The sequence below is a fragment of the Sphingomonas sp. JC676 genome (assembly GCF_014489075.1).
GTDB lineage: Bacteria > Pseudomonadota > Alphaproteobacteria > Sphingomonadales > Sphingomonadaceae > Sphingomonas.
Map to the genome: position 1 here is coordinate 400867 of NZ_JACTGR010000002.1, position 19073 is coordinate 419939.

The window sequence follows — 19073 nt, forward strand, 5'->3', positions numbered from 1 at the left end:
ACGTTAGGGTCCGTATCTAAAATCCAAGGAGAGCGCATGCGCCATATCGCGGTGATCGGCTCGGGGCCTGCCGGCTATTATACGGCCGAGGCCTGCCAGAAGACCTTCGGCGAGGACGTGCGCGTCGACATCATAGACCGGCTGCCGGTGCCGTTCGGGCTGATCCGCACTGGCGTGGCGCCCGATCACCAGTCGATCAAGGGTGTGTCGCGGCGCTACGAGGCTACGGCGTTGACCGACAATGTCCGCTTCGTCGGCAACGTGACCCTGGGCGAAGACGTCTCGATCGACGAGCTGCGCGTGCTCTATGACGCAGTGGTGCTCGCCACTGGCGCGCCGCACGACCGGCCGCTGGAAATACCGGGCGCGGACTTGCCCGGCGTGGTGGGATCCGCGGCGTTCGTCGGCTGGTACAATGGTCACCCCGACCATGCCGAGCTGGCGCCGGCGCTGCACGGGCCCGGCGCGGTCGTCATCGGCAACGGCAATGTCGCGCTCGACGTGGCGCGCATCCTCGCCAAGACCGAGGAGGAGTTCGCCGGCTCGGACATCGTCAACCATGCGCTGGAGGCGCTGCGCGCCGCCAAGATCGACACGATCACGATCCTCGGCCGGCGCGGGCCGCACCAGATCGCGATGACGCCGAAGGAACTGGGCGAGCTCGGTGAACTGACCCGCGCGGCGCCGATCGTCGAGGCCGCGGACCTGCCGTCGTTCAGCGACGATGCGCTGCTCGATCCCGGCCAGCGCAAATCGGTGACGCATCTGCGCCATTTCGCCGAGGGGCATGCGGACAAGCCGGTCCGCATCGTCTTCGATTTCTTCGCGATGCCGGTGGCGATCGAAGGCGACAACCGCGTCGAGCGGGTGATCGTCGAACGGACCGCTATCGATGCCGAAGGGCGCGCGGCGGGCACGGGCGAGACCTATGTGGTGCCGGCCGGATTGGTGGTGAGCTGCATCGGCTATCGCACCCCGCCGATCCCGGGCGTGCCCTATGACGACCGCGCCGGGCGCTTCGCAAACGAGGACGGACGCGTGCTGCCCGGGCTCTATGCGGTGGGCTGGGCGCGGCGCGGACCGACCGGGACGATCGGCACCAACCGCCCCGACGGCTTCGCGATCGTCGAGAAGATCTCGGCGGATGTGGGCGAAGGCAGCGGCAAGCAGGGCCGCCCGGGGCTCGACGCACTGCTGGCTGCACGCGACGTCGATGTCGTCACCTTCCGCGACTGGCAGAAGATCGAGGCCGCCGAGATCGCCGCTGCGCGTGATGGCAGCCCGCGCGAGAAATTCACCAGCATCGAAGCGATGCTCGCCGCGCGCGCAAGCTGATCAGACATCCCTGGTCAGAGGCGCTTGCACGACTCGAACCACGTGGTTATAGGCGCCCCTCCAGCATCGATCCGGAGCGCTTTCGAGCCCGATCGATACTCCGTCGGGGAGTAGCTCAGCCTGGTAGAGCACTGTCTTCGGGAGGCAGGGGCCGGAGGTTCGAATCCTCTCTTCCCGACCATTCATCCAGCAATCACCGCTGAAAGCCGCGGAAATCCGCCTTTTCTGAATTAGGCGGTAAATGGTTGCGAATCGGAATCGCACAATTTTGCTCTCGGGTGCGCTGCCCGCTGTGCTGGCGGGAGTCCATCCATGGCCATCTATCGTCGCGGCGCCATCTGTCCGGCATCGGCCAGCAGGGCATATGTCCCGCCGCACACAGTTCGCTGAACGTGCGGCTGGCAACGTCACTGCGATCGGCCAGATCAACGATGTCCATGCTGACGAGCGCGGCAGGCGCGCCGTTGAAGTCCGTCGCGGGCCGAGTTGGAAATCAGGCCCTACGAGATTTGGAAACCGAACGAAGGGGCCACCGCCTTTGAGCGGCGCCTTTGCCGCTGCCTGTTCGCCGGCCTGAGCGACGGGAGCCGGATCGACGTGCTGCGGGCGAACGCGGACCGGCTCGCGGGAGCAAGTCATCCCCTATGATGAACGTCGACGACGAGAGAGGCAACGCCCGCTTCGACGACTTCCGACGCCGGCGCGACACGTACAACCGGGGCTGATCGCCGGCTTGTAAAGTTGCGCGGGCGATAGCAGGGGGCTCTCGTAGGGCGACGCCTGTCAATCTTTCGTAAATCTTCGCCGGCCATCTCGGGCGAGTCGGATGATTTTTTGTGGCATCTGAGCAACAAAATAACCAGCCAACCATCCGTCGAAGTAAGATATGCATAGATCAAATATACATTAGATATATTTCCGAGTTCTTATTTCTAAGGTATCGATGTTGCATTTGTGCAACCGGTCTAGGTATTGCGATTGATAATGGGCGTTTCTTATATCGCGCCTATCTTTCCTTGTGGTCTATTTGCATCAGTGGCTACTCTGATGCGGGCTGTTCCCGGTTGGGGCCGGCCAGGCCTTCAGCCTTCCGGACAGGGAGAGTGGACAATGACAAGGAAAAGTCGGATCGATCTGGCCGCAGGCGCGTCGTTCCTGGGCCTGGCGCTGGCCCTGGCGTCGCCCGCCGCCGCGCAGGACCAGCCGGCGGTTCAAGACCAGCCCGTGGCGCAGACCGCCCCCCCGGCAACCGATACCGCCGACCAGGGTGATCAGGGCGGCGAGATCGTCGTCACCGGAACGCTGTTCCGACAGACCTCGACCGCCACGCCATCACCGGTGACTGTGCTCTCCGCGCAGGACATGGCGCGCTCGGGCCAGACGACGATCGCCGACGCGGTTCGTTCGATCAGTTCGGACAATTCGGGCTCGATCCCGACCGCGTTCAGCAACGGCTTCGCGCGCGGTTCGGCGGGCGTGTCGCTGCGCGGGCTTTCGGTCAACTCGACGCTGGTGCTGGTCGATGGACTGCGCACCGCCAACTACGCGCTGGCCGATGACGGTCAGAAGAGCTTCGTCGACCTGAACACCATCCCGCAGAGCCTGGTCGACCGGGTCGAGGTGCTACGCGACGGCGCGTCCTCCACTTATGGCGCGGACGCGATCGGCGGCGTGGTCAACCTGATCATGAAGAAGGAATTCCAGGGCATCGAGGGCAGCGGCGAGATCGGAACGACCGAGAAGGGCGACGGCATCTCGCAGCGCGCCAATCTGACGGTCGGCACCGGCACCCTCGATGAGAAAGGCTGGAACGCCTATCTCAACTTCGAATATCAGCGCGACACCAACATTTCGCTGAGCGACCGCGGCTTCCCCTACAACACGCAGGATCTGCGTTCGATCGGCGGCGTCAACCGCGCGCCGGGCCGGCCGGGCACCAACAACGGCTCGATCTATGCGGTTGTCCGCCCGGGCCATCTCGCCGATCCGGCCGATCCGCTGAGCGGCATCCCCGACGGCGTGGCGCAGGTACTCAATCCGGCGGGCTGCGGCGCGCTCGCGACCACCGTGGTGGCTCCGGGCACCAGCACCGCCACCAGCGGCACCTTCTGCCAGCAGGATCTCAACGTCTATGGTGATCTCCAGCCGTCGCAGATCCGCGCCGGCGTCACCGGCCGCGTGACGGTCAAGATCAACGACACCAGCACAGCCTATGCCAGCGTCAGCTATTTCGCCGACAAGGTCTCGGCCGCGCTGCCGCCGCGCCAGATCCGTTCGACGGTGCCGATCAATACCAACGGCATTACGCTGCCGGTGTTGCTCGCCAACGGCCAGCTCAATCCGAACAACCCGTTCGCGTCCATGGGGCAGGTGGCGCTGATCAACTATGCGTTCGGCGACATTCCGGCGCATGCCGAATCGCTCAACCATGTGCTGCGCGGCGTGATCAGCATCGAGGGCGAGTTCGACGGCGGCTGGAGCTATCAGGTTGCCGGCGTCGCGGCGCACACCTGGCTCGACAGCCGGCGCTTCGGCTTCATCAACATCCCCGCGCTCCAGAACGCGATCGCGACCGGCGCCTACAATTTCGTCAATCCGTCGATGAACAGCGTCGATGTGCGCAACGCATTGTCGCCGACTATCATCAAGCAATCGACTACCGATCTCGACATGGTGCAGGCGGTGGTGACCAAGGAACTGTTCGATCTTCCCGGCGGCCCGCTCAACCTCGGTGTCGGCGGATCGTTGCGCTACGAAGCGGTCAGCGATCCCAATGAGAATGCCAACCAGGACGTTCTGGGGCTCGGCTCGTCCTTTGCCTTCGGCAACCACACTGTAACGGCGGCCTTCTTCGAATTGCAGGCGCCGATCATCAAGCAGTTGGAGGTCGATGTCAGCGGCCGCTACGACCATTATTCGGAGGGCTTCAACCACTTCTCGCCCAAGGTGGGCGTTAAGGTCACGCCGATCCAACAGGTCGTGCTGCGTGGCACCTATTCTAAGGGCTTCCGCGCCCCGCAATTCGCCGAGAACGGGTCGAGCGCCCAACTCGGCTTCACCACGCTCGACATCTCGGCGGTCAACGATGCGGGCTATCAGGCCTTCGTCGCCGCGCATGGCGGAGCGACCAATCCCTATGTCCAGGCCTATAATCTCGGCGCGAACACGATCGGCAATCCCGACGTGCAGCCCGAGACCTCGGAAAGCTACACTTTCGGCGCGGTGATCCAGCCGCTGCCATGGCTCACGCTCACCGCCGATTACTACCACATCAGCAAGGACGACGTGATCATCCAGGCCCAGCCCGGACCGGCGCTCGATGCCTATTTCAACGGCCGGCCGCTGCCCGTCGGCTATGTGCTGACCTTCGACCAGCCCGATCCGGCCTTCCCGAACGCACCGTTGCGCCCGACGATCGTCGGCGCGCCCTATGTCAACGCGGACTCGCTGGTCACCGAAGGCATCGATGCGTCGATCGAGGCGAAATTCCGCCTCGCCCCGGAGATCCGCCTGACCACCGCCGTGAACGTCACCGACATCTTCCACTACAAGTTCACGACCGGCGGCCAGACCTTCGAATATGTCGGCACGCAGAGTCCCTACACGCTGTCCTCGGGCGCGGGCACCCCGAAATGGCGGGGCAACTGGCAGACTAGCCTCGAATGGGGGCCGGCGACGCTCACCGGCACGGTCTATTATGTCAGCGGCTATGACTCGATCGGCTTTGACCAGGATCCGACCGGCGGCTGCCTCTATCCACAGGACCCATCGGCATCGGCCAAGGAGATCGTCGACTGCCACACCGGCTCGTTCACCTATGGCAATGTCCAGGCCGATTATCAGTTCAACGACAAGATCAACGCCTTCCTGACGGTGATCAACGTCACCGGCGAAAAGGCGCCGTTGAACCCGGCCGCCTATGCCGGTCCGCCTGCCAACTACAACCCAACCTATACCCAGGTCGGCATTGTCGGGCGCGTGTTCCGCTTCGGCGTGCGCGCGAAGTTCTAAAAAGTCCCAGGCGGGGGGCGCGAGATTCCCCTACGCGCCCCGTCGCCCGCCATGGCCGGCCGTGAGGCAGTTCATGGCGCAGACCGCGCAGTTCGGCCGCCGCCGGCTGCGCGGTCGTCGTTCAAAGCCCGGACGGCGCGTTTCGCAGCGCGTCCCTCAGGCACCGCGTCCGACGGGTGTATTAAGCCTCCATGACGCAGGTAATGGCCCTGTCAGCCCCGCAACAGCTCGTCCAGAACGAGTTTTCGCGGCTGGTCATCAAGCGCGGCGCGCTCGCCTTTTTGCCCGAGCCGCCGGAAATCCGTTGGAACGGCGTAATGCTGCGGCTTTCACCGCTTGAGACGGAGATCCTGTCGCTCCTGGTGCGACGCGGGCGGGCGAGCTGGGAAGATGTCGACAGCGCGATCACCGCGCTCCATGGAAATCCCCACAACCGCGAAATCTTCATCCATCGCATCCGCAGCAAGTTCGCCGCGATCGGCGCCGTCGATCCGGTCGAGACGGTGCGCGGGTGGGGGCTGAGGCTCCGCGTCGAACGCGACTTGTTCGGCTCGACCACGACCTGGATCGGCGTGCGCGAGGATGCGATCGACGCGCTCACGCCCCAAGCTGCGCGGGCGATCGCGGCGAGCAGCGCGGCGCAGTTCGGCGGCTGATTTCGCGTCACAGCCGAGCGCGCAAATCGCGAACTGCGCGCCGGGCGGCGCGAACTGCATCATGCGCGTGATTTACGCCGCGCGCGGGGTATCCTAGCACCTGCACATGCACCGCGATCTTCCGGAGCTGGCACGCGCGCGTAGCAGGGGCGTTCCGGCTTCAGTCTATCTCGTCGTTCTGTTCTGGGTCGGCCAGTTCTGCATGTTGACGGCGGAACGCGCGCTGATGGACTCTGGCGACGACACGAGCTTCCTTGCGCCGCGCGCGATCGTGGCGACGGTCGGCGTCGCCATCTCGATCGGGATCGGCTTGTTGCTCAAGCGCCAAGCCGGGCATAGCTGGTCGGTCCGGTTGAGCACCGCGCTGCTGCTCGCGCTTGCCGGCGCGGTGCTGCACAGCGGCGTCAATTTCAGCGTCTTTCACGCATTCATGCCCAAGGAGAATTGGAGCCAGGCGACCTTCCCCGCCTATTTCGCCGCGGTGGTGCAATGGTTCTGGGCCTATTGCGCGATTTCGGCGATGCTGCTGAGCGGCGTCTATGGCGCGGAGCTGCGCGAAGGCGAGCGTCACATGGCCGAACTCCGGCATCTCGCCCATACCGCGCAGCTGCGCGCGCTCCAGTACCAGCTCAACCCGCATTTCATGTTCAACACGCTGAACTCGATCGCGTCTTTGATCTCGTCGGGCCGTTCGGACTGCGCCGAGCAGATGGTGGAGAATCTCTCCGATTTCCTGCGCGCCGCGCTGGTGATCGATCCGAGCGACGACATGCCACTGGCGCGGGAGATCGAGCTCCAGTCGCTCTATCTCTCGATCGAGGCTCTGCGCTTCTCGGACCGGCTGCGCGTGACGATCGACGTGCCCGAAGCGCTCCGCAAGGTCCAGCTGCCCAGCCTGATCCTCCAGCCGCTGGTCGAGAATGCGATCAAGCACGGCGTCGCGCGCAGCGACCGCACCACCGAGATCGAGATCATCGCCGCGCGCGAGGATGGCGGCGTGCGGCTCACCGTGCGCAACACCGTAGCCAATGCCGCGCGCGAGGCGGCGGCCGGGCATGGTATCGGGCTCGCCAATGTCGCACGCCGGCTGCTGGTGCGCTATGATCAGGATTGCGGCTTCATGAGCGGCGTCGACGCCGAGGGGCGGTTCGCGGCCAGCTTCGTGATTCCCGCGGGAGCCCGCAACGCGTGACGGTACGGCTGCTCATCTGCGACGACGAACCGCTCGCCACCGATCGCCTGTCGGCACTGCTCGATCGGCGCGAGGATGTCGAGGTGGTCGGCGTCGCGCGCAGCGGTGCCGAGGCGCTCCAAAGGATCGACGAGCTGCACCCGGACGCCGTTCTGCTCGATGTCGAGATGCCCGAGCTCGACGGGTTCGACGTGGTCGAGGCGCTGGCCGCCGAGGCCGATGGCGCGACCCCGCTGATCATCTTCGTCACCGCCTATCCGCAATTCGCAACCAATGCGTTCGACAGCGGCGCGATAGACTTCCTCACCAAGCCGGTGCGTTACAGCCGGCTCGAAAAGTCGATCGATCGGCTCCAGCGCGCGATCGACGACCGCAGCGCGCGGCGCCGGCTCGACGAGCTTTCGCAGCAGCTCGACCAGCTCCGCTCGGACCGGCAGAGCGGGCGCGGCGAAGGCAAAAGGCTGTGGGTCTCGCGCCGTGGCGAGATGGTGAGCATCGCGCTCGACAAGCTCGACCGGATCAGCGCCGAGGGCGAATATGTCCGGCTCTATCAGGGCGATCGCACCTATCTCCATCGCAGCTCAATCATCGCGATCCTGCCGCATCTCGACCAGAGCCGCTTCGTGCGCATCCACCGCTCGCACATCGTGAGCCTCGAAAGCATCGCCGCGATCCGGCGGCGGCCGGCGGGGGGCTATCGCATCGTCACCGCCGTGGGCGACACGCTGCCGGTCGGCCGGACCTATCATGCGGTGGTGCGCTCGGTGCTCGGCGGCCAGGTCGAAGCCGAGTAGCACGCGACATTCCGTCTTCTCGTCCCTCGCAGCGTAGCTACGGTCGAGGGGGACCGGCCACACCTGACGCCAACTGACGGCGGCTAGCCACCCAAAAGCGATCGGCTCTATGCGCTGCCACGGGCCGTAGTGGCAAAAGACGGAGAGACGGTGAGAGGTTACGACCTCCGTCCGCCTCCGCGCGGCAGCAAGCTCAGGAACGTGACCGCGCCGAGGCCGGCAATCACTGCGGCGATCGGAAGGCTGTGGACACCGGCCATGAGGGCCGCAGTGACCATCGGAAACAGGCCCAGCACCCCAATGCAGAGCCGGACAAACATGGGATTATGGCGAGCCGGTTGGGCGCGCTGGACAAGGTGGTGGCCGGTGTGGGACATTGTGCTGAACCTTTTTTGATCATGCGACGCGGCGATGCCGTTTCCAGCAGAACCGGACGCGGGCGTCGGGTCGGGAGACCGTGACGCCCGCAAGGCAGGGGTTGCGTGATTTGACGGACCTAGAAGCGGTAGGTGATGCCGGTCATGACCTGGTGGCGGTCATATTTGCCCTCACCGTCGCTTAGGTCGGCATAGCGATATTCCACCCGCGCGGAGACGTGGTCAGTCACCATGCGCTCGAGACCGCCGCCGACGAGCCAGCCGTTACGGTCCTCCGAGACGTTGCTCGTACCCGTCGCCGATACCACCGTCGTGCCGACGCGATCATTGGTATAGCCGCCGCGCCCATACAGCAGCGTCGTGGGAGTGACGAGGTAGCCGGCGCGGGCGGAGAGATCGAAAGATCGCTTGGAATTGAGCGAGACGCGATCTGCACCGCTGCCGCCGCTCACGGTGTCGCTGGTTCCGAAGTTCAGACCCATTTCGCCGCCGAGCACAAACTTGCCGATCGTCTTGTCATAGCCAGCGTAGCCGCCGACGACGGCGGAGTCCTGCGAAGCGTCGACTGCCACGATGCCGAGGTCGGTTTCGGGGTTGCGCACCTTGTTTTCGACCCACCCAGCCTGCACGCCGACCGACGGGCCGTCGAAGTTCTGCGCGTGCGCCGCGCCAGTAACACACACAGTCGAGAGCAGGACAAGCAACGATATCGAAACAGTCTTCATGTTAATGTACCTCAATATTATGCGTACAGGTTACGATAAATGTCGAAAAACGCGGTTGAACAAAAAAATAATGGCGTAATTTCAGTTATATCGACTTCGATATATTGCGATCTCCCTCGATTGTTTTGGTTCGAAATCAATGAGCACCGCTGGTGTCGATCGGCCCCTTTGGCTTGGGCACGAGCCAGATGATCGCCGCGGAGATGCCGAGGGCGACGGCGATCACGCCGAACATGTTGAGCGTCGCGAGCATCACGCTCTGGCCTTCCACGACGTATGAAAGCATCGTCCTCGCCGACTCGACCGGAACGCCCTGCGTGGTCATCGCGTCGACCGCCCCTTGTCCGTGTACCATCGAGTTCGCGATCTCGGTGTTGTTGACCCGGGTAGCGTCCGACCATCGGCTCTGGATGAGCGACGTCGCGAAGGCACCGGCCAGCGTCCGCATGAAGTTGGAGAGGCCGGCGGCGTTGGCCTGCTCCTCCGGGTTCACGCTGGCCATGGCGAGACCGGTCACGGGCACGAAGAACATGACCATGAACACGCCGGTGACGAGCGTCGGCCAGGCCATCTGCAGGAAGGTGACGTCGCTGTTGAAGGTCCACATGCGCCACAGCATGACTCCACCGAGCCCGAGGATTCCGAGACAGACGATCAGCCGTGGATCGAACTTCTCCACGGCCTTCCCGACGAGCGGGGAGCACACCACCGCGAGGATGCCCATGATGCCGGTCGCATAGCCGGCCCAAGTGGCGGTGTAGCCCATGTTGGACTGCAGCCAGAGCGGCAGAATCACGATGCTGGCGAAGAAAGCGCCGAAGCCGACGGAATAGGTCGTCGCCGCACCGACAAAGCCTCGGTGCCGGAAGATCCTGAGATCGACGATCGGGTTCTTCTCGGTGAGCTCCCAGATCAGGAAGGCGACGAAGCCGATGGCTGCGATCACCGCCAGGACCTGGATCTCGTGCGAGTTGAACCAGTCGTGGTTGCGGCCCTCGTCGAGCATGATCTGGAGCGCGCCGACCCAGACGACGAGCAAAGCGAGACCGACCTTGTCGATTACGGCTTTGCCCTTCGGGTCTGGCTGCCCGCGCATCATCATCATCAGCGCGAGACCGCCGGCGGCCGCTATCGGCACCTTGATGAAGAAGATCCACGCCCAGCCGTAATTGTCGCAGATGATGCCGCCGAGGATCGGGCCCGCGACGGGGCCGATCAGGGTGGTCATCGCCCAGATGACGGTGGCGAGGGTAGCCTTCTCCTTGGGGAATATGCGCAGCAGCAGCATCTGGGAGAGCGGCATGATCGGACCGCCGAAGAGCCCCAGCAGCACGCGCATGCCCAGCAGCATGCCGAGCGAGCCCGACAAGCCGCACAGCAATGAGACGACGGCGAACCCGAGATAGCAGGTGATGAAGGTGCGCTGCGCGCCGAACTTCTTGGCCAGCCAACCGGTGAGCGGCACCGTGATCGCCTCTGCGACTGCATAGGAGGTGATCACCCACGTCCCCTGCGTCGAGGAGACGCCGAGATTGCCGGCGATCGTCGGTATCGACACGTTGGCGATGGTGGTGTCGAGCACCACCAGGAAATTGCCGAGCCCGATCAGGATCGCGGCGATGTACAGCGGCGCTCCCTTCAGCGGGGCGGCGTTGAGCTGTGCTCTGATAGCTGCCGTCATGGCTTGTGCTCCCGGAGGATGAAGGAGGTCAGCCGGAGACCTGGACGTCGACGTTCATCGACAGGCCGACGCGGAGCGGGTGCTGCGCCAGTTCACGCGGATCGAGCTTGATGCGGACCGGCAGGCGCTGGACCACCTTGATCCAATTGCCCGTCGCATTCTGGGCCGGCACGAGTGCGAACGCCGCGCCGGTGCCGCCGGAGAAGCCGGTCACCGTTCCGTGATAGACGACCTTCTCGCCATAGAGATCGGAGGTGAGTTCGACCCGCTGGCCGGGACGCACTTCGGCGAGCTGTACTTCCTTGAAGTTCGCGTCGACATAGGCCGCATCGACCGGAACCAGGATCATCAGCATCGCGCCGGGCTGGACGCGCTGGCCGACTTGGACCTGACGCCGCGACACCACGCCATCGACGGGCGCACGAAGGACGGTGCGCTCGAGATCGACCCGCGCCTGGTCGAGCGCAGCCCGTGCCGCGAGCACTTCGGGATTGTTGTCGACCGAGGTGTCGGCGATCAGCACACGGTTTGCCTCGCGGGTGCCGATCGCGGCATTCCGCGTCGCCGCCGCCTGGGCGCGGGCGGCTTCGGCCGACCGGAGGTTCGCCGCGGCTGTGCTGAACGCGTTGCGCATCGTCGTCAGCTCTTCGCCCGAGACCGCACCCGAATTCGCCAGCCCTTCGCGCCGGGCGAGATCGATCCGCGCCTTCTCGACATCGGAGCGCGCGGCCATGAGCGCCGCTTCGGCCTTCATCTCGTCCGCGTGCCGCGCCGAGACCTGGGCGTTGAGGCCGCTGTCGTTCGCGACGAGCCCGCGTACCCGGCGGATCGTGACGGCGAGATCGGCTTCCGCGCGAGCCACCGCGATCCGGGCGTCGGTATCGTCGAGCTGGACCAGCACGTCGCCGCGGCGAACCTGTTGCGCATCCTGGACGAGGACTTGCTTGACCGGGCCACCGATCAGGGGCGTCACCTGCGCGACGTCGGCACCGACATAGGCGTTGTCGGTCACGACATGGTGCGACCCGACCAGGGTCTCGTAGCCGTAAGAGGCGCCGCCAAGCAGGGCGACGGCGGCGGCGAAGCCGCCGAACAGGCGCATGCGCTTGGACTTGCGCCGTGCGGCTTCGTGTTCGATCTGGATCGGATCGGCTTGGTCAAAATCGTGTTCGATGACGGACATGGGTTGGGTCTCCTTTTATGAATGGAAGCCGCCGCCAAGGGCGCGGATCAGAGTGACGTCGAGAGCGAAGGCACGGGTCTCGAGCTTCGCGACATTGAGGCGTGAATCGAGCACGCCCTCCTCGGCCGAGAGCACGTCGAGATAGGTCGACAGCCCCTGGCGGTAGCGAAGCCGGGCAAGGCGGTTGGCTTCTTCAAAGTCGGCCAGCGCGCGGCGCGAGTCCGTAAGTCGCGCAACGAGCCTTTTCTGGCTCGTCAGCGCGTCTGCGGTCTGGCGCAGCGCCTCGATGACCTGGCGATCGTACAGCGCGATCGCCTCGTCATATTGACCGCGACTTGCGCGGTACTGGCCCTGGAGCGCGCCCCCGTGGAAGAGGGGGAGGCTTACCGCGGGGCCGGCGCTTCCAAAGGTGGAACCCTGCTTGAAGAGGTTGTCGATACCGACGGCCTGGAAGCCGACGAGCGCGCTCAGATTGATGTTCGGATAGAAGTCGGCGCGGGCGACCTTGATGCGCTGCGCAGCGGAGTCGGCGCGCGCGCGGGCGGCCGCGACATCGGGCCGGCGCCCGACCAGGTCGATTGACGCATTGTCGGGAATGCCCTGCATCTCGAGCGCGGCGATCATCGGGCGGCCGATGCTGCGGCCGCGATCCGGCCCCGAGCCGACCAGCGCGGCAAGCGCGTTGTTCGCGAGTTCGATCGCCTCGTCGGTGGCGGCGAGATTGGCCTGGGTCTGTTCGAGACGGCCCCTCGCCTGCCGCAGTGTCGCGTCGGTATCGAGACCCTGGGCGACGCGCTGCGCAACGAGCTGCAGCGTCTGGGCGCGGATGTCGACCGCCGCGGTCAGGCTGTCATGCTGCGTATAGAGAGCGGCCAGCTCGGCGTAAGCCGAGGCGATGCCGGTGGTGAGCGCCAGCCGGGCTTCCCCGGCATCGTAGCGTGCCGCCTGCAGGTCGAGCTTGGCGGCTCGGAGCGCCGCCCGGTTCTTGCCCCACAGGTCAAGGTCGATCGAGATGCCAAGGCCTGCCGAAGCGGTATCGTTCCAGCCGCCGGGCACGAGCTGGGCGGGAACGCCGTTGTTCTTGCTGAGCTTCACTTCCTGGATGCTGCCGCCGGCGTCCACGGTCGGGAGAAGCGCCGCGCCGGCCTGCCGGGTAAAGCCTTCCGCAACGCGGATGCGCGCCGCCGCCACGTCGAGGTCGGGCGAGTTGGCCAGCGCCTCCTCGATCAGCTGCGACAGCTGGGGGTCCTTATAGTGCTGCCACCAACCCTCTCCCGGCCATTCCGACCCGGTTCCGGCGAGCGTCTGTGCAGCAGCCGCTGCCGGCGCCGTCCTCGCGACGGGCATCGGCCCCAGATGGGGGACCGACGCACATGCGCTGGTGCAAAGCGCAAGCAGGAGTGCCGCGCGGCGAGGCCGCGCAGGAAGAAAGCGGATCATTGCGAAAGTCCCTATCTCTTGAACTGGTACCGTACGGTCTAGTCCATCATCCAATCCCTTGTCAACAGAAAAAATGGACCGTATGGTACTGCTTGGATTTTGAAGGAGTTAGCCTGTGGCGCGAACGAGGTCTGACGAGAAACGGCGCGAAATCGTGCGAACCGCGGCGCTCGCGTTTCAGGAGCTGGGGTATGAGCGCACGTCGATGCTGACGATCGCGGAGCGCCTGCGCGGCTCCAAGCAGACGCTCTATAACTACTTCCCGTCCAAGGAAGATCTGCTTCGCGCCGTGCTCGACTTCGATGTGGGCGAGGTCGCGGACCAGGCGATGGAGGTGTTCCTCGCCGAACGAAATCTCCGCAAGGGACTGGCGCGACTCGGCCAGATCTATCTCGAGCGACAGCTCGCCCCGCTGGCGATCGCCAATATCCGCACCGTCTCCACGCAGCCGGCCGAATCGAAGATCGGCGAGGAGTTTTACCGCAATGTTCTATGCGTGGCCTGGAAACGCGTCGCCGACGCGTTCGAGGCGCTGATGGATGAGGGAAAGCTCAGGCCCGCGGATCCCTGGCTCGCGGCGATGCATTTCAAGGGACTGGTGCTGCAGGATCTGCTCGAACGGCAGCTGCTCGGTGCCGCGGCAGCGGTCGAACCAGAGGAAATCGGGACGGCAGCGCAGCATGCTGCCGATGCCTTCCTTATAATCTACGGTCCGCGCGAGTCGGCGTCGGGAGCGAACGACCTTTCCTAACGCTTGCGGAGCGTCATCCCGGCTCGGGCTGTCCTGCGGTGGTAGCGGCGGGCTCCGCACGCTCCAAAATCGCGGACCTGGCTACTCCTATGCATTCGCCGGCGCGGCTATGAGCCGCCGGCTCGCGCGTGCACGCGTTAGGTCCGCATTCGACGTGGTTGGCCAGTTGCGCGGACCCAAGGGCCGCTCACGACGGTACCGTACGTAACGGTCCATTTTATTATTGACCTCCCTTGATTGATGGACTAGACCGTACGGTACTAGACAACAAAGCGAGTCGCAAGATGAGCTCCATCGCATCCAAGGAGGGAGTATCCCTCACCGAACTCCATTGGACGGTCGTCGCGATCGCCCGAATGGACAGCCCTCGCTCGGCGGAGCCGGAGGGACGGCTCAGGCGCTTGCTGCGGCTGACTTTCGGACCGCCGCCGGCGCTGAAGCTGTCCAGTGAAAGGCTCGAGGCCCTGCGCTGCTTCTGCGTCCGAGCGTGGCACCGCGATGTCATCCGCGAGCAGGACATGCGCGCTTTAATCGAGGCCGGCTACGCGAGGACCGACGCAATCGAGATCCTCATGCACATCGCCGGCTGCCGCGGCTTTGCTCCGGTGATCCAGGCGCAAGCCAAATGAATTCAGGACTGGAAGGCCGCCTCCCCCAATCCCCGGCCTCCAGTCCCTCCCGCCCGCGCCCCAACAGAGCGCGGGCGGGGCTTCAAAAGTCGAGACGACCAGCACCTTGATCAAAGGAGTTTTGCCATGAACCACGCATGCTATCCGGCGAAGCGGCAGGCCTCGCCCCTGTTCGCCTCCGTACCGCCGACGACCGTCGACGAGACCGCCTGGGACATCCTCCTGGCGCTGCACGCCGATCAGGCTCGGGAGATCAGCATCGCGCAGCTCTCCTCCATGGCCAGCGTGCGGATGACCGTGCTCGAAACCTGGCTCGCCAGTCTCGAGGCGCGCGACCTTATTACCGGCGCCGCCCACTGTCGGACCGGGGAACTCGTCGCGACGCTGACCGCGCGCGGTCGCGAACTGCTCGACCACTATTTGTCGGCGACCGGCGACCTGCAGGTCGGCGCCCACCATTGATCACCTTGGTCCTGGACCGGAGAGAAGTAAGCCGAATGCGTGTGCGTACCGAAAAAAAGAGAGAAGAGATCATCCAGATGGCGGCGGAGCTGTTCGATGCGCTGGGCTACGAGCGCACGACGATGTCTGCCATAGCTACACGCTTGGGCGGATCGAAGGCGACGCTGTACGGCTATTTCGAGTCGAAGGAGGACCTGCTTCGAGCGGTCCTGGATCGCGACGTCAACGAGGAAGCTGACCGCTTGATGCAGGAGCTTCTGTCCGAGAAGGACTTGCGCAGTGGCCTCATCCGCCTCGGCATCGCCTATCTTTCCGGTCAGCCGTCGCGGACCGCCAGCATCCGGACTGTGGTCAACCAGCCGATCGCACAGGATTTCTATGAAAACGTTCTTCAGCCGGCTTGGCAGCGTCTAGCCGACCGTTTTGCGACCATGATGAAGGAAGGCAGGCTGAAATTCGCCGATCCCTGGATCGCCGCGATGCACTGGAAGGGCCTCAACGAGTGGGACATGCTCGAGAAGTATCTTCTCTGCGCGAGGATTGGCGATGACGCCAATGACATCGTCAGCGCCGCAACCGCCGCGGCGGACGCTTTCCTCGAGGTGTATGCGAGTCCACCCGAAGCTAGCCGTGTGCCTGAATGACACCCATGGAATTGCGGTCATCCACCGTCTTGCGCACCGCGTCGGCATTGGCATTTGAGGCCGGAGACCTTCCTCAAATCGGCGAGGGGCTTTGCCCCTGTATCGGACTGTCGCCGCCCAGATCGCCGGTATGCCGCAGCGTGTAGCCTGCGCTGCGGCTGCCGACGTTTCGCCTGATAAATTTTGCAGCAGGCGGTGAACCGGAGCGCCAGTTCCCAGCACCAACGTCAAGAGCCTCGATCGGCTTCGGGACATTTGGGGAGAAAAGGGTGGATCGGCGCGCTTGGGCCGCGGACTCTGAGAAGAGTGAGGCGGCGCCGGCAGTCGCGAGCCGGCGGCTTAAGGTCGTCCTCTACAACCCGCGCGCCGTTTTCTACCAGATGCCCCTGGCGTTGCTGGCGATCGGGTCGCACCTCGATCCCGACCGCTACGAGGTCGTGACGATCGACGGCCGCCTGGAAGCGGATCCCGTCGGGGCGGTGCTGTCGCATCTAGAGGATGCCGTGTGCTTGGGCGTCACGGTGCTGACCGGGGCGCCGATCCTGGACGCCATGGAGATCTCTCGGGCGGCGAAACGGGCCCACTCCGACATGCCGGTGGTCTGGGGCGGATGGCATCCATCGATGTTCGCGCGCGAGTGCCTTGCTGAGCCTTCGGTCGATGTCACCGTTCAAGCTCAAGGCGAAGAGACCTTCGCCGACATTCTGGAGCGCCTGCTCGAAGGGCGCTCGCTCGAGGGATGCGCCGGTTGCGCCTTCCGGCGGGACGACGGCTCGATCTGCATCAATCCGCCACGCGATCTTAAGGGCGTCAGCACCTTCCGCGAGCCCGACTACGGCCTCATCCCGGTCGAACGGTATTTCGAGCTCAAGGGAAAGCGGCAGCTCGACTACATCTCCTCGCAAGGTTGCAACTTCCGCTGTGCTTTTTGCTCGGATCCCTTCGTGTACGGGCGCAAATGGGTCGGGCTCGATCCCGTCAGCATGGGGGTGCGGCTCAAGGCGCTATGGGATCGCTACCGCTTCGACGACATCAATTTCCAGGACGAGACCTTCTTCACGCGCCGCGACCGGGTGAAGGCGTTCGCCGAGGAGGTGATCGCCTCCGGCATGGAGATCACCTGGGCTGCCACGATGCGGGCGGACCAAGGTGTGCGATTGCCCGACGACGTCTGGCAGTTGTGCAAGCAATCGGGCTTGCGGCGGCTGCTCGTCGGCGTGGAATCGGGCTCCAGCGAGATGCTCAAGCGGATCCGCAAGGACGTCACGATCGATCAGGTGTTCGAAACCGCCGGGAAGATGCTCGCGCACGGCATCGCCGGGCACTTCCCGTTCATCGTCGGATTTCCCGACGAGAGCGACGAGAGCATTCAGGATACATTGGCGTGTGCGCGGCGGCTCCGGTCGATGAGCCCGGACTTCCTCACGCCGATCTTCTATTTCAAGCCCTACCCCGGCAGCGAGATCGTCACCGAGGCCGTCGCTCGTGGCTACAAGCTTCCCGAGACGCTCGAGGAATGGGCGGGCTTCGACTATGTGCAGGGCGAACCGGGGCCGTGGGTGTCGCCCGAAAAATTCCGCCTGATCGAGCGGTTCAAATTCTTTCACGAGCTCGCCTGGAAGCGCGCCGCGCCCGCGGAGCGATGGTTGCAGCGCCTCGCCCGCTACCGGTGCAGCCGCAACGCATATCGCTGGCCGATCGAGATGGCGCTGATGCGCGCCTGGCGCTCCGAACCGAGGCTATCGTAGCGGCCGCCGTCCAACGGTCCGACCCTTTTCCAAAATCGACCCGGTCACCAGCCGCCGCCCAGCGCCTTGAACAGCGCAACCGCGGCTTGGCCCTTGGCGGCGCGTGCCTGATCGGCGCGGTGCTGGGCCGCCAGCAGCGATTCCCGAGCGCGGAGCAGTGTGAGCCGGTCGTCTTCACCGCTGGCGGCGCGGCGATCGGCGAGGGCGAAAGCGGCGCGTTCGCGGTCCAGCGAGGCTGTCGCATCGGCTTCGGAGGTACGGGCGTTGAGGAATCGGTTGATTGCGGACTCGCTGTCCGAAAGCGCGCCGGTGACGGCCTTTTCGTAGCGCGCGGCGGCGCCTTGGGCGCGGGCATCGGCGGCGCGGATCTGTGCGCGGATCGTGCCGCCCGAGAAGATCGGCCAAGAAAAGCTAGGACCGATCTGGAAGCGCGTGCTGTCACCGGCGAAGATATCACCCGGCGTGCGCGCCTGCTGGCCGATACCGCCGATCAGACTGAAGCGCGGGAAGAGATCTGCGGTGGCGACACCCACGTCCGCGGTGGCGGCGGCAAGCTCGCGCTCGGCCTGGCGGATATCGGGCCGGCGCTCGAGCAGTTCGGAGCGGACGCCAACCAGGATCGCGTCGGGGCTGGCGGGAAGCGGGGCAGTTGTGGTGAGACCGGGCACGACTTCCTCGGGCGCGGCGCCGAGCAGCGCGGCGATGCGATACGCCGCTGCCGCTGCCTGGGCGCGGGCATTGGGCACGGTAGAGACACTGGCCCGCGCCGTCGCGTCGGCGCGCTCGGCGTCGAGGGTCGAGGCTTCGCCCGCGTCGAGGCGGAGATGGGTGAGGTGCGCAAGATCGGCATCGGCGGCGGCGGTCGCTTCGGCGGTAGCGGCATCGGCCTGGGCGGCGCGTAAATCGAAATAGCTGCGGGCGAGCTCGGCGATCAGCGTCAGCATCACGTCGCGCTGGCCATATTCGGCCACCTCGACACGCGCGTTAGCCGCCTGGGTCTGGCGGGTGCGGCGGCCCCAGATATCGATCTCCCAGCTCGCGTCGAAGCCGAGATCGAACAGGCGGAACTCGCGATCGACACCGGGGATCTGGCCGATCGGGAGCTGGCCGTTCCTGCTGATCCGGTTCTCGGTGGCGGATCCGCTGGCGGAAAGGGTGGGCAGCCGCCCACCGACCACGGCGTCGCGATTGGCGCGGGCTTCGGCAAGGCGCGCCTGGGCTTCCTTGAGATCAGGGGCGTTGGCGACGGCCTGCTTTACCAGCGCGGATAGCTGGGCGTCGCCAAAACTGTCCCACCAGGCGAGGTCGACCTGGCCGGGCGTGCCGGGCTCGAGCCAGCCCCCGGTCGAAGCGGCGGGCGTCTCGGGCCGCTTGTAATCGGGGCCAACGGTGCAGCCGGCGACCGCGGTGCCGAGCAAAAGGAGGGAAAGCAGGCGGGGCATCAT

General features: G+C 65.2%; 15 protein-coding genes and 1 tRNA gene. 11 read left to right on the forward strand and 5 right to left on the reverse strand.

The genetic code is table 11. The features are described from left to right. The first annotated feature begins 36 nt into the window (after nt 1-36). The 6 genes from IAG41_RS08700 to IAG41_RS08725 all read left to right on the forward strand — a co-directional run bounded on the left by IAG41_RS08700 (nt 37) and on the right by IAG41_RS08725 (nt 7988). A complete protein-coding gene (locus tag IAG41_RS08700) occupies nt 37-1335 on the forward strand; it encodes an FAD-dependent oxidoreductase (protein WP_187728222.1) in 1299 nt (432 codons plus the stop codon). Nucleotides 1336-1439: 104 nt separating this feature from the next. After that, nucleotides 1440-1516, forward strand: a tRNA-Pro gene (locus IAG41_RS08705). Nucleotides 1517-2445: 929 nt separating this feature from the next. Continuing rightward, the gene (locus tag IAG41_RS08710) at nt 2446-5346 is read left to right on the forward strand and encodes a TonB-dependent receptor plug domain-containing protein (protein WP_187728223.1); all 2901 of its coding nucleotides are present in this window, start codon (nt 2446-2448) and stop codon (nt 5344-5346) included. A gap of 203 nt (nt 5347-5549) precedes the next feature. Further along, nucleotides 5550-6002, forward strand: coding sequence for a helix-turn-helix domain-containing protein (locus IAG41_RS08715; protein WP_187728224.1), 453 nt, complete (start codon nt 5550-5552; stop codon nt 6000-6002). A gap of 106 nt (nt 6003-6108) precedes the next feature. Next, nucleotides 6109-7194 (forward strand): sensor histidine kinase, encoded by a 1086-nt coding sequence (locus tag IAG41_RS08720; protein ID WP_187728225.1) that lies wholly within the window; start codon nt 6109-6111, stop codon nt 7192-7194. Then, on the forward strand, nt 7191-7988 hold the full coding sequence (locus IAG41_RS08725) for a LytR/AlgR family response regulator transcription factor (protein ID WP_187728226.1): 798 nt from the start codon (nt 7191-7193) through the stop codon (nt 7986-7988). The genes IAG41_RS08720 and IAG41_RS08725 overlap by 4 nt, the downstream gene beginning before the upstream one ends. A gap of 496 nt (nt 7989-8484) precedes the next feature. Here the strand turns inward: IAG41_RS08725 and IAG41_RS08730 are convergent, their stop codons facing one another. From IAG41_RS08730 to IAG41_RS08745, 4 genes are all read right to left on the reverse strand, one after another. Next, the gene (locus tag IAG41_RS08730) at nt 8485-9090 is read right to left on the reverse strand and encodes an outer membrane protein (protein ID WP_187728227.1); all 606 of its coding nucleotides are present in this window, start codon (nt 9088-9090) and stop codon (nt 8485-8487) included. Nucleotides 9091-9226: 136 nt separating this feature from the next. Further along, complete coding sequence (locus IAG41_RS08735) at nt 9227-10771, reverse strand: DHA2 family efflux MFS transporter permease subunit (RefSeq protein ID WP_187728228.1); 1545 nt, start codon at nt 10769-10771, stop codon at nt 9227-9229. 28 nt (nt 10772-10799) lie between these two features. Next, entirely contained in the window at nt 10800-11954 is a 1155-nt protein-coding gene (locus IAG41_RS08740; RefSeq protein WP_187728229.1) for an HlyD family efflux transporter periplasmic adaptor subunit, read from the reverse strand. 15 nt (nt 11955-11969) lie between these two features. Then, nucleotides 11970-13394 (reverse strand): efflux transporter outer membrane subunit, encoded by a 1425-nt coding sequence (locus IAG41_RS08745; protein ID WP_187728230.1) that lies wholly within the window; start codon nt 13392-13394, stop codon nt 11970-11972. Between the two features lie 154 nt (nt 13395-13548). Here IAG41_RS08745 and IAG41_RS08750 point away from each other — a divergent pair, with 154 nt between their 5' ends. From IAG41_RS08750 to IAG41_RS08770, 5 genes are all read left to right on the forward strand, one after another. Beyond that, nucleotides 13549-14145, forward strand: coding sequence for a TetR/AcrR family transcriptional regulator (locus IAG41_RS08750; RefSeq protein WP_187728231.1), 597 nt, complete (start codon nt 13549-13551; stop codon nt 14143-14145). A gap of 284 nt (nt 14146-14429) precedes the next feature. After that, nucleotides 14430-14774, forward strand: a complete 345-nt coding sequence (locus IAG41_RS08755) for a hypothetical protein (protein ID WP_187728232.1) — start codon at nt 14430-14432, stop codon at nt 14772-14774. Nucleotides 14775-14900: 126 nt separating this feature from the next. Next, entirely contained in the window at nt 14901-15236 is a 336-nt protein-coding gene (locus IAG41_RS08760; RefSeq protein WP_187728233.1) for a hypothetical protein, read from the forward strand. A gap of 35 nt (nt 15237-15271) precedes the next feature. Then, on the forward strand, nt 15272-15880 hold the full coding sequence (locus IAG41_RS08765) for a TetR/AcrR family transcriptional regulator (protein WP_187728234.1): 609 nt from the start codon (nt 15272-15274) through the stop codon (nt 15878-15880). Between the two features lie 269 nt (nt 15881-16149). After that, a complete protein-coding gene (locus tag IAG41_RS08770) occupies nt 16150-17628 on the forward strand; it encodes a B12-binding domain-containing radical SAM protein (protein WP_187728235.1) in 1479 nt (492 codons plus the stop codon). Nucleotides 17629-17672: 44 nt separating this feature from the next. Here the strand turns inward: IAG41_RS08770 and IAG41_RS08775 are convergent, their stop codons facing one another. Next, nucleotides 17673-19070, reverse strand: coding sequence for an efflux transporter outer membrane subunit (locus IAG41_RS08775; RefSeq protein WP_262408553.1), 1398 nt, complete (start codon nt 19068-19070; stop codon nt 17673-17675). Between the last annotated feature and the right edge of the window lie 3 nt (nt 19071-19073).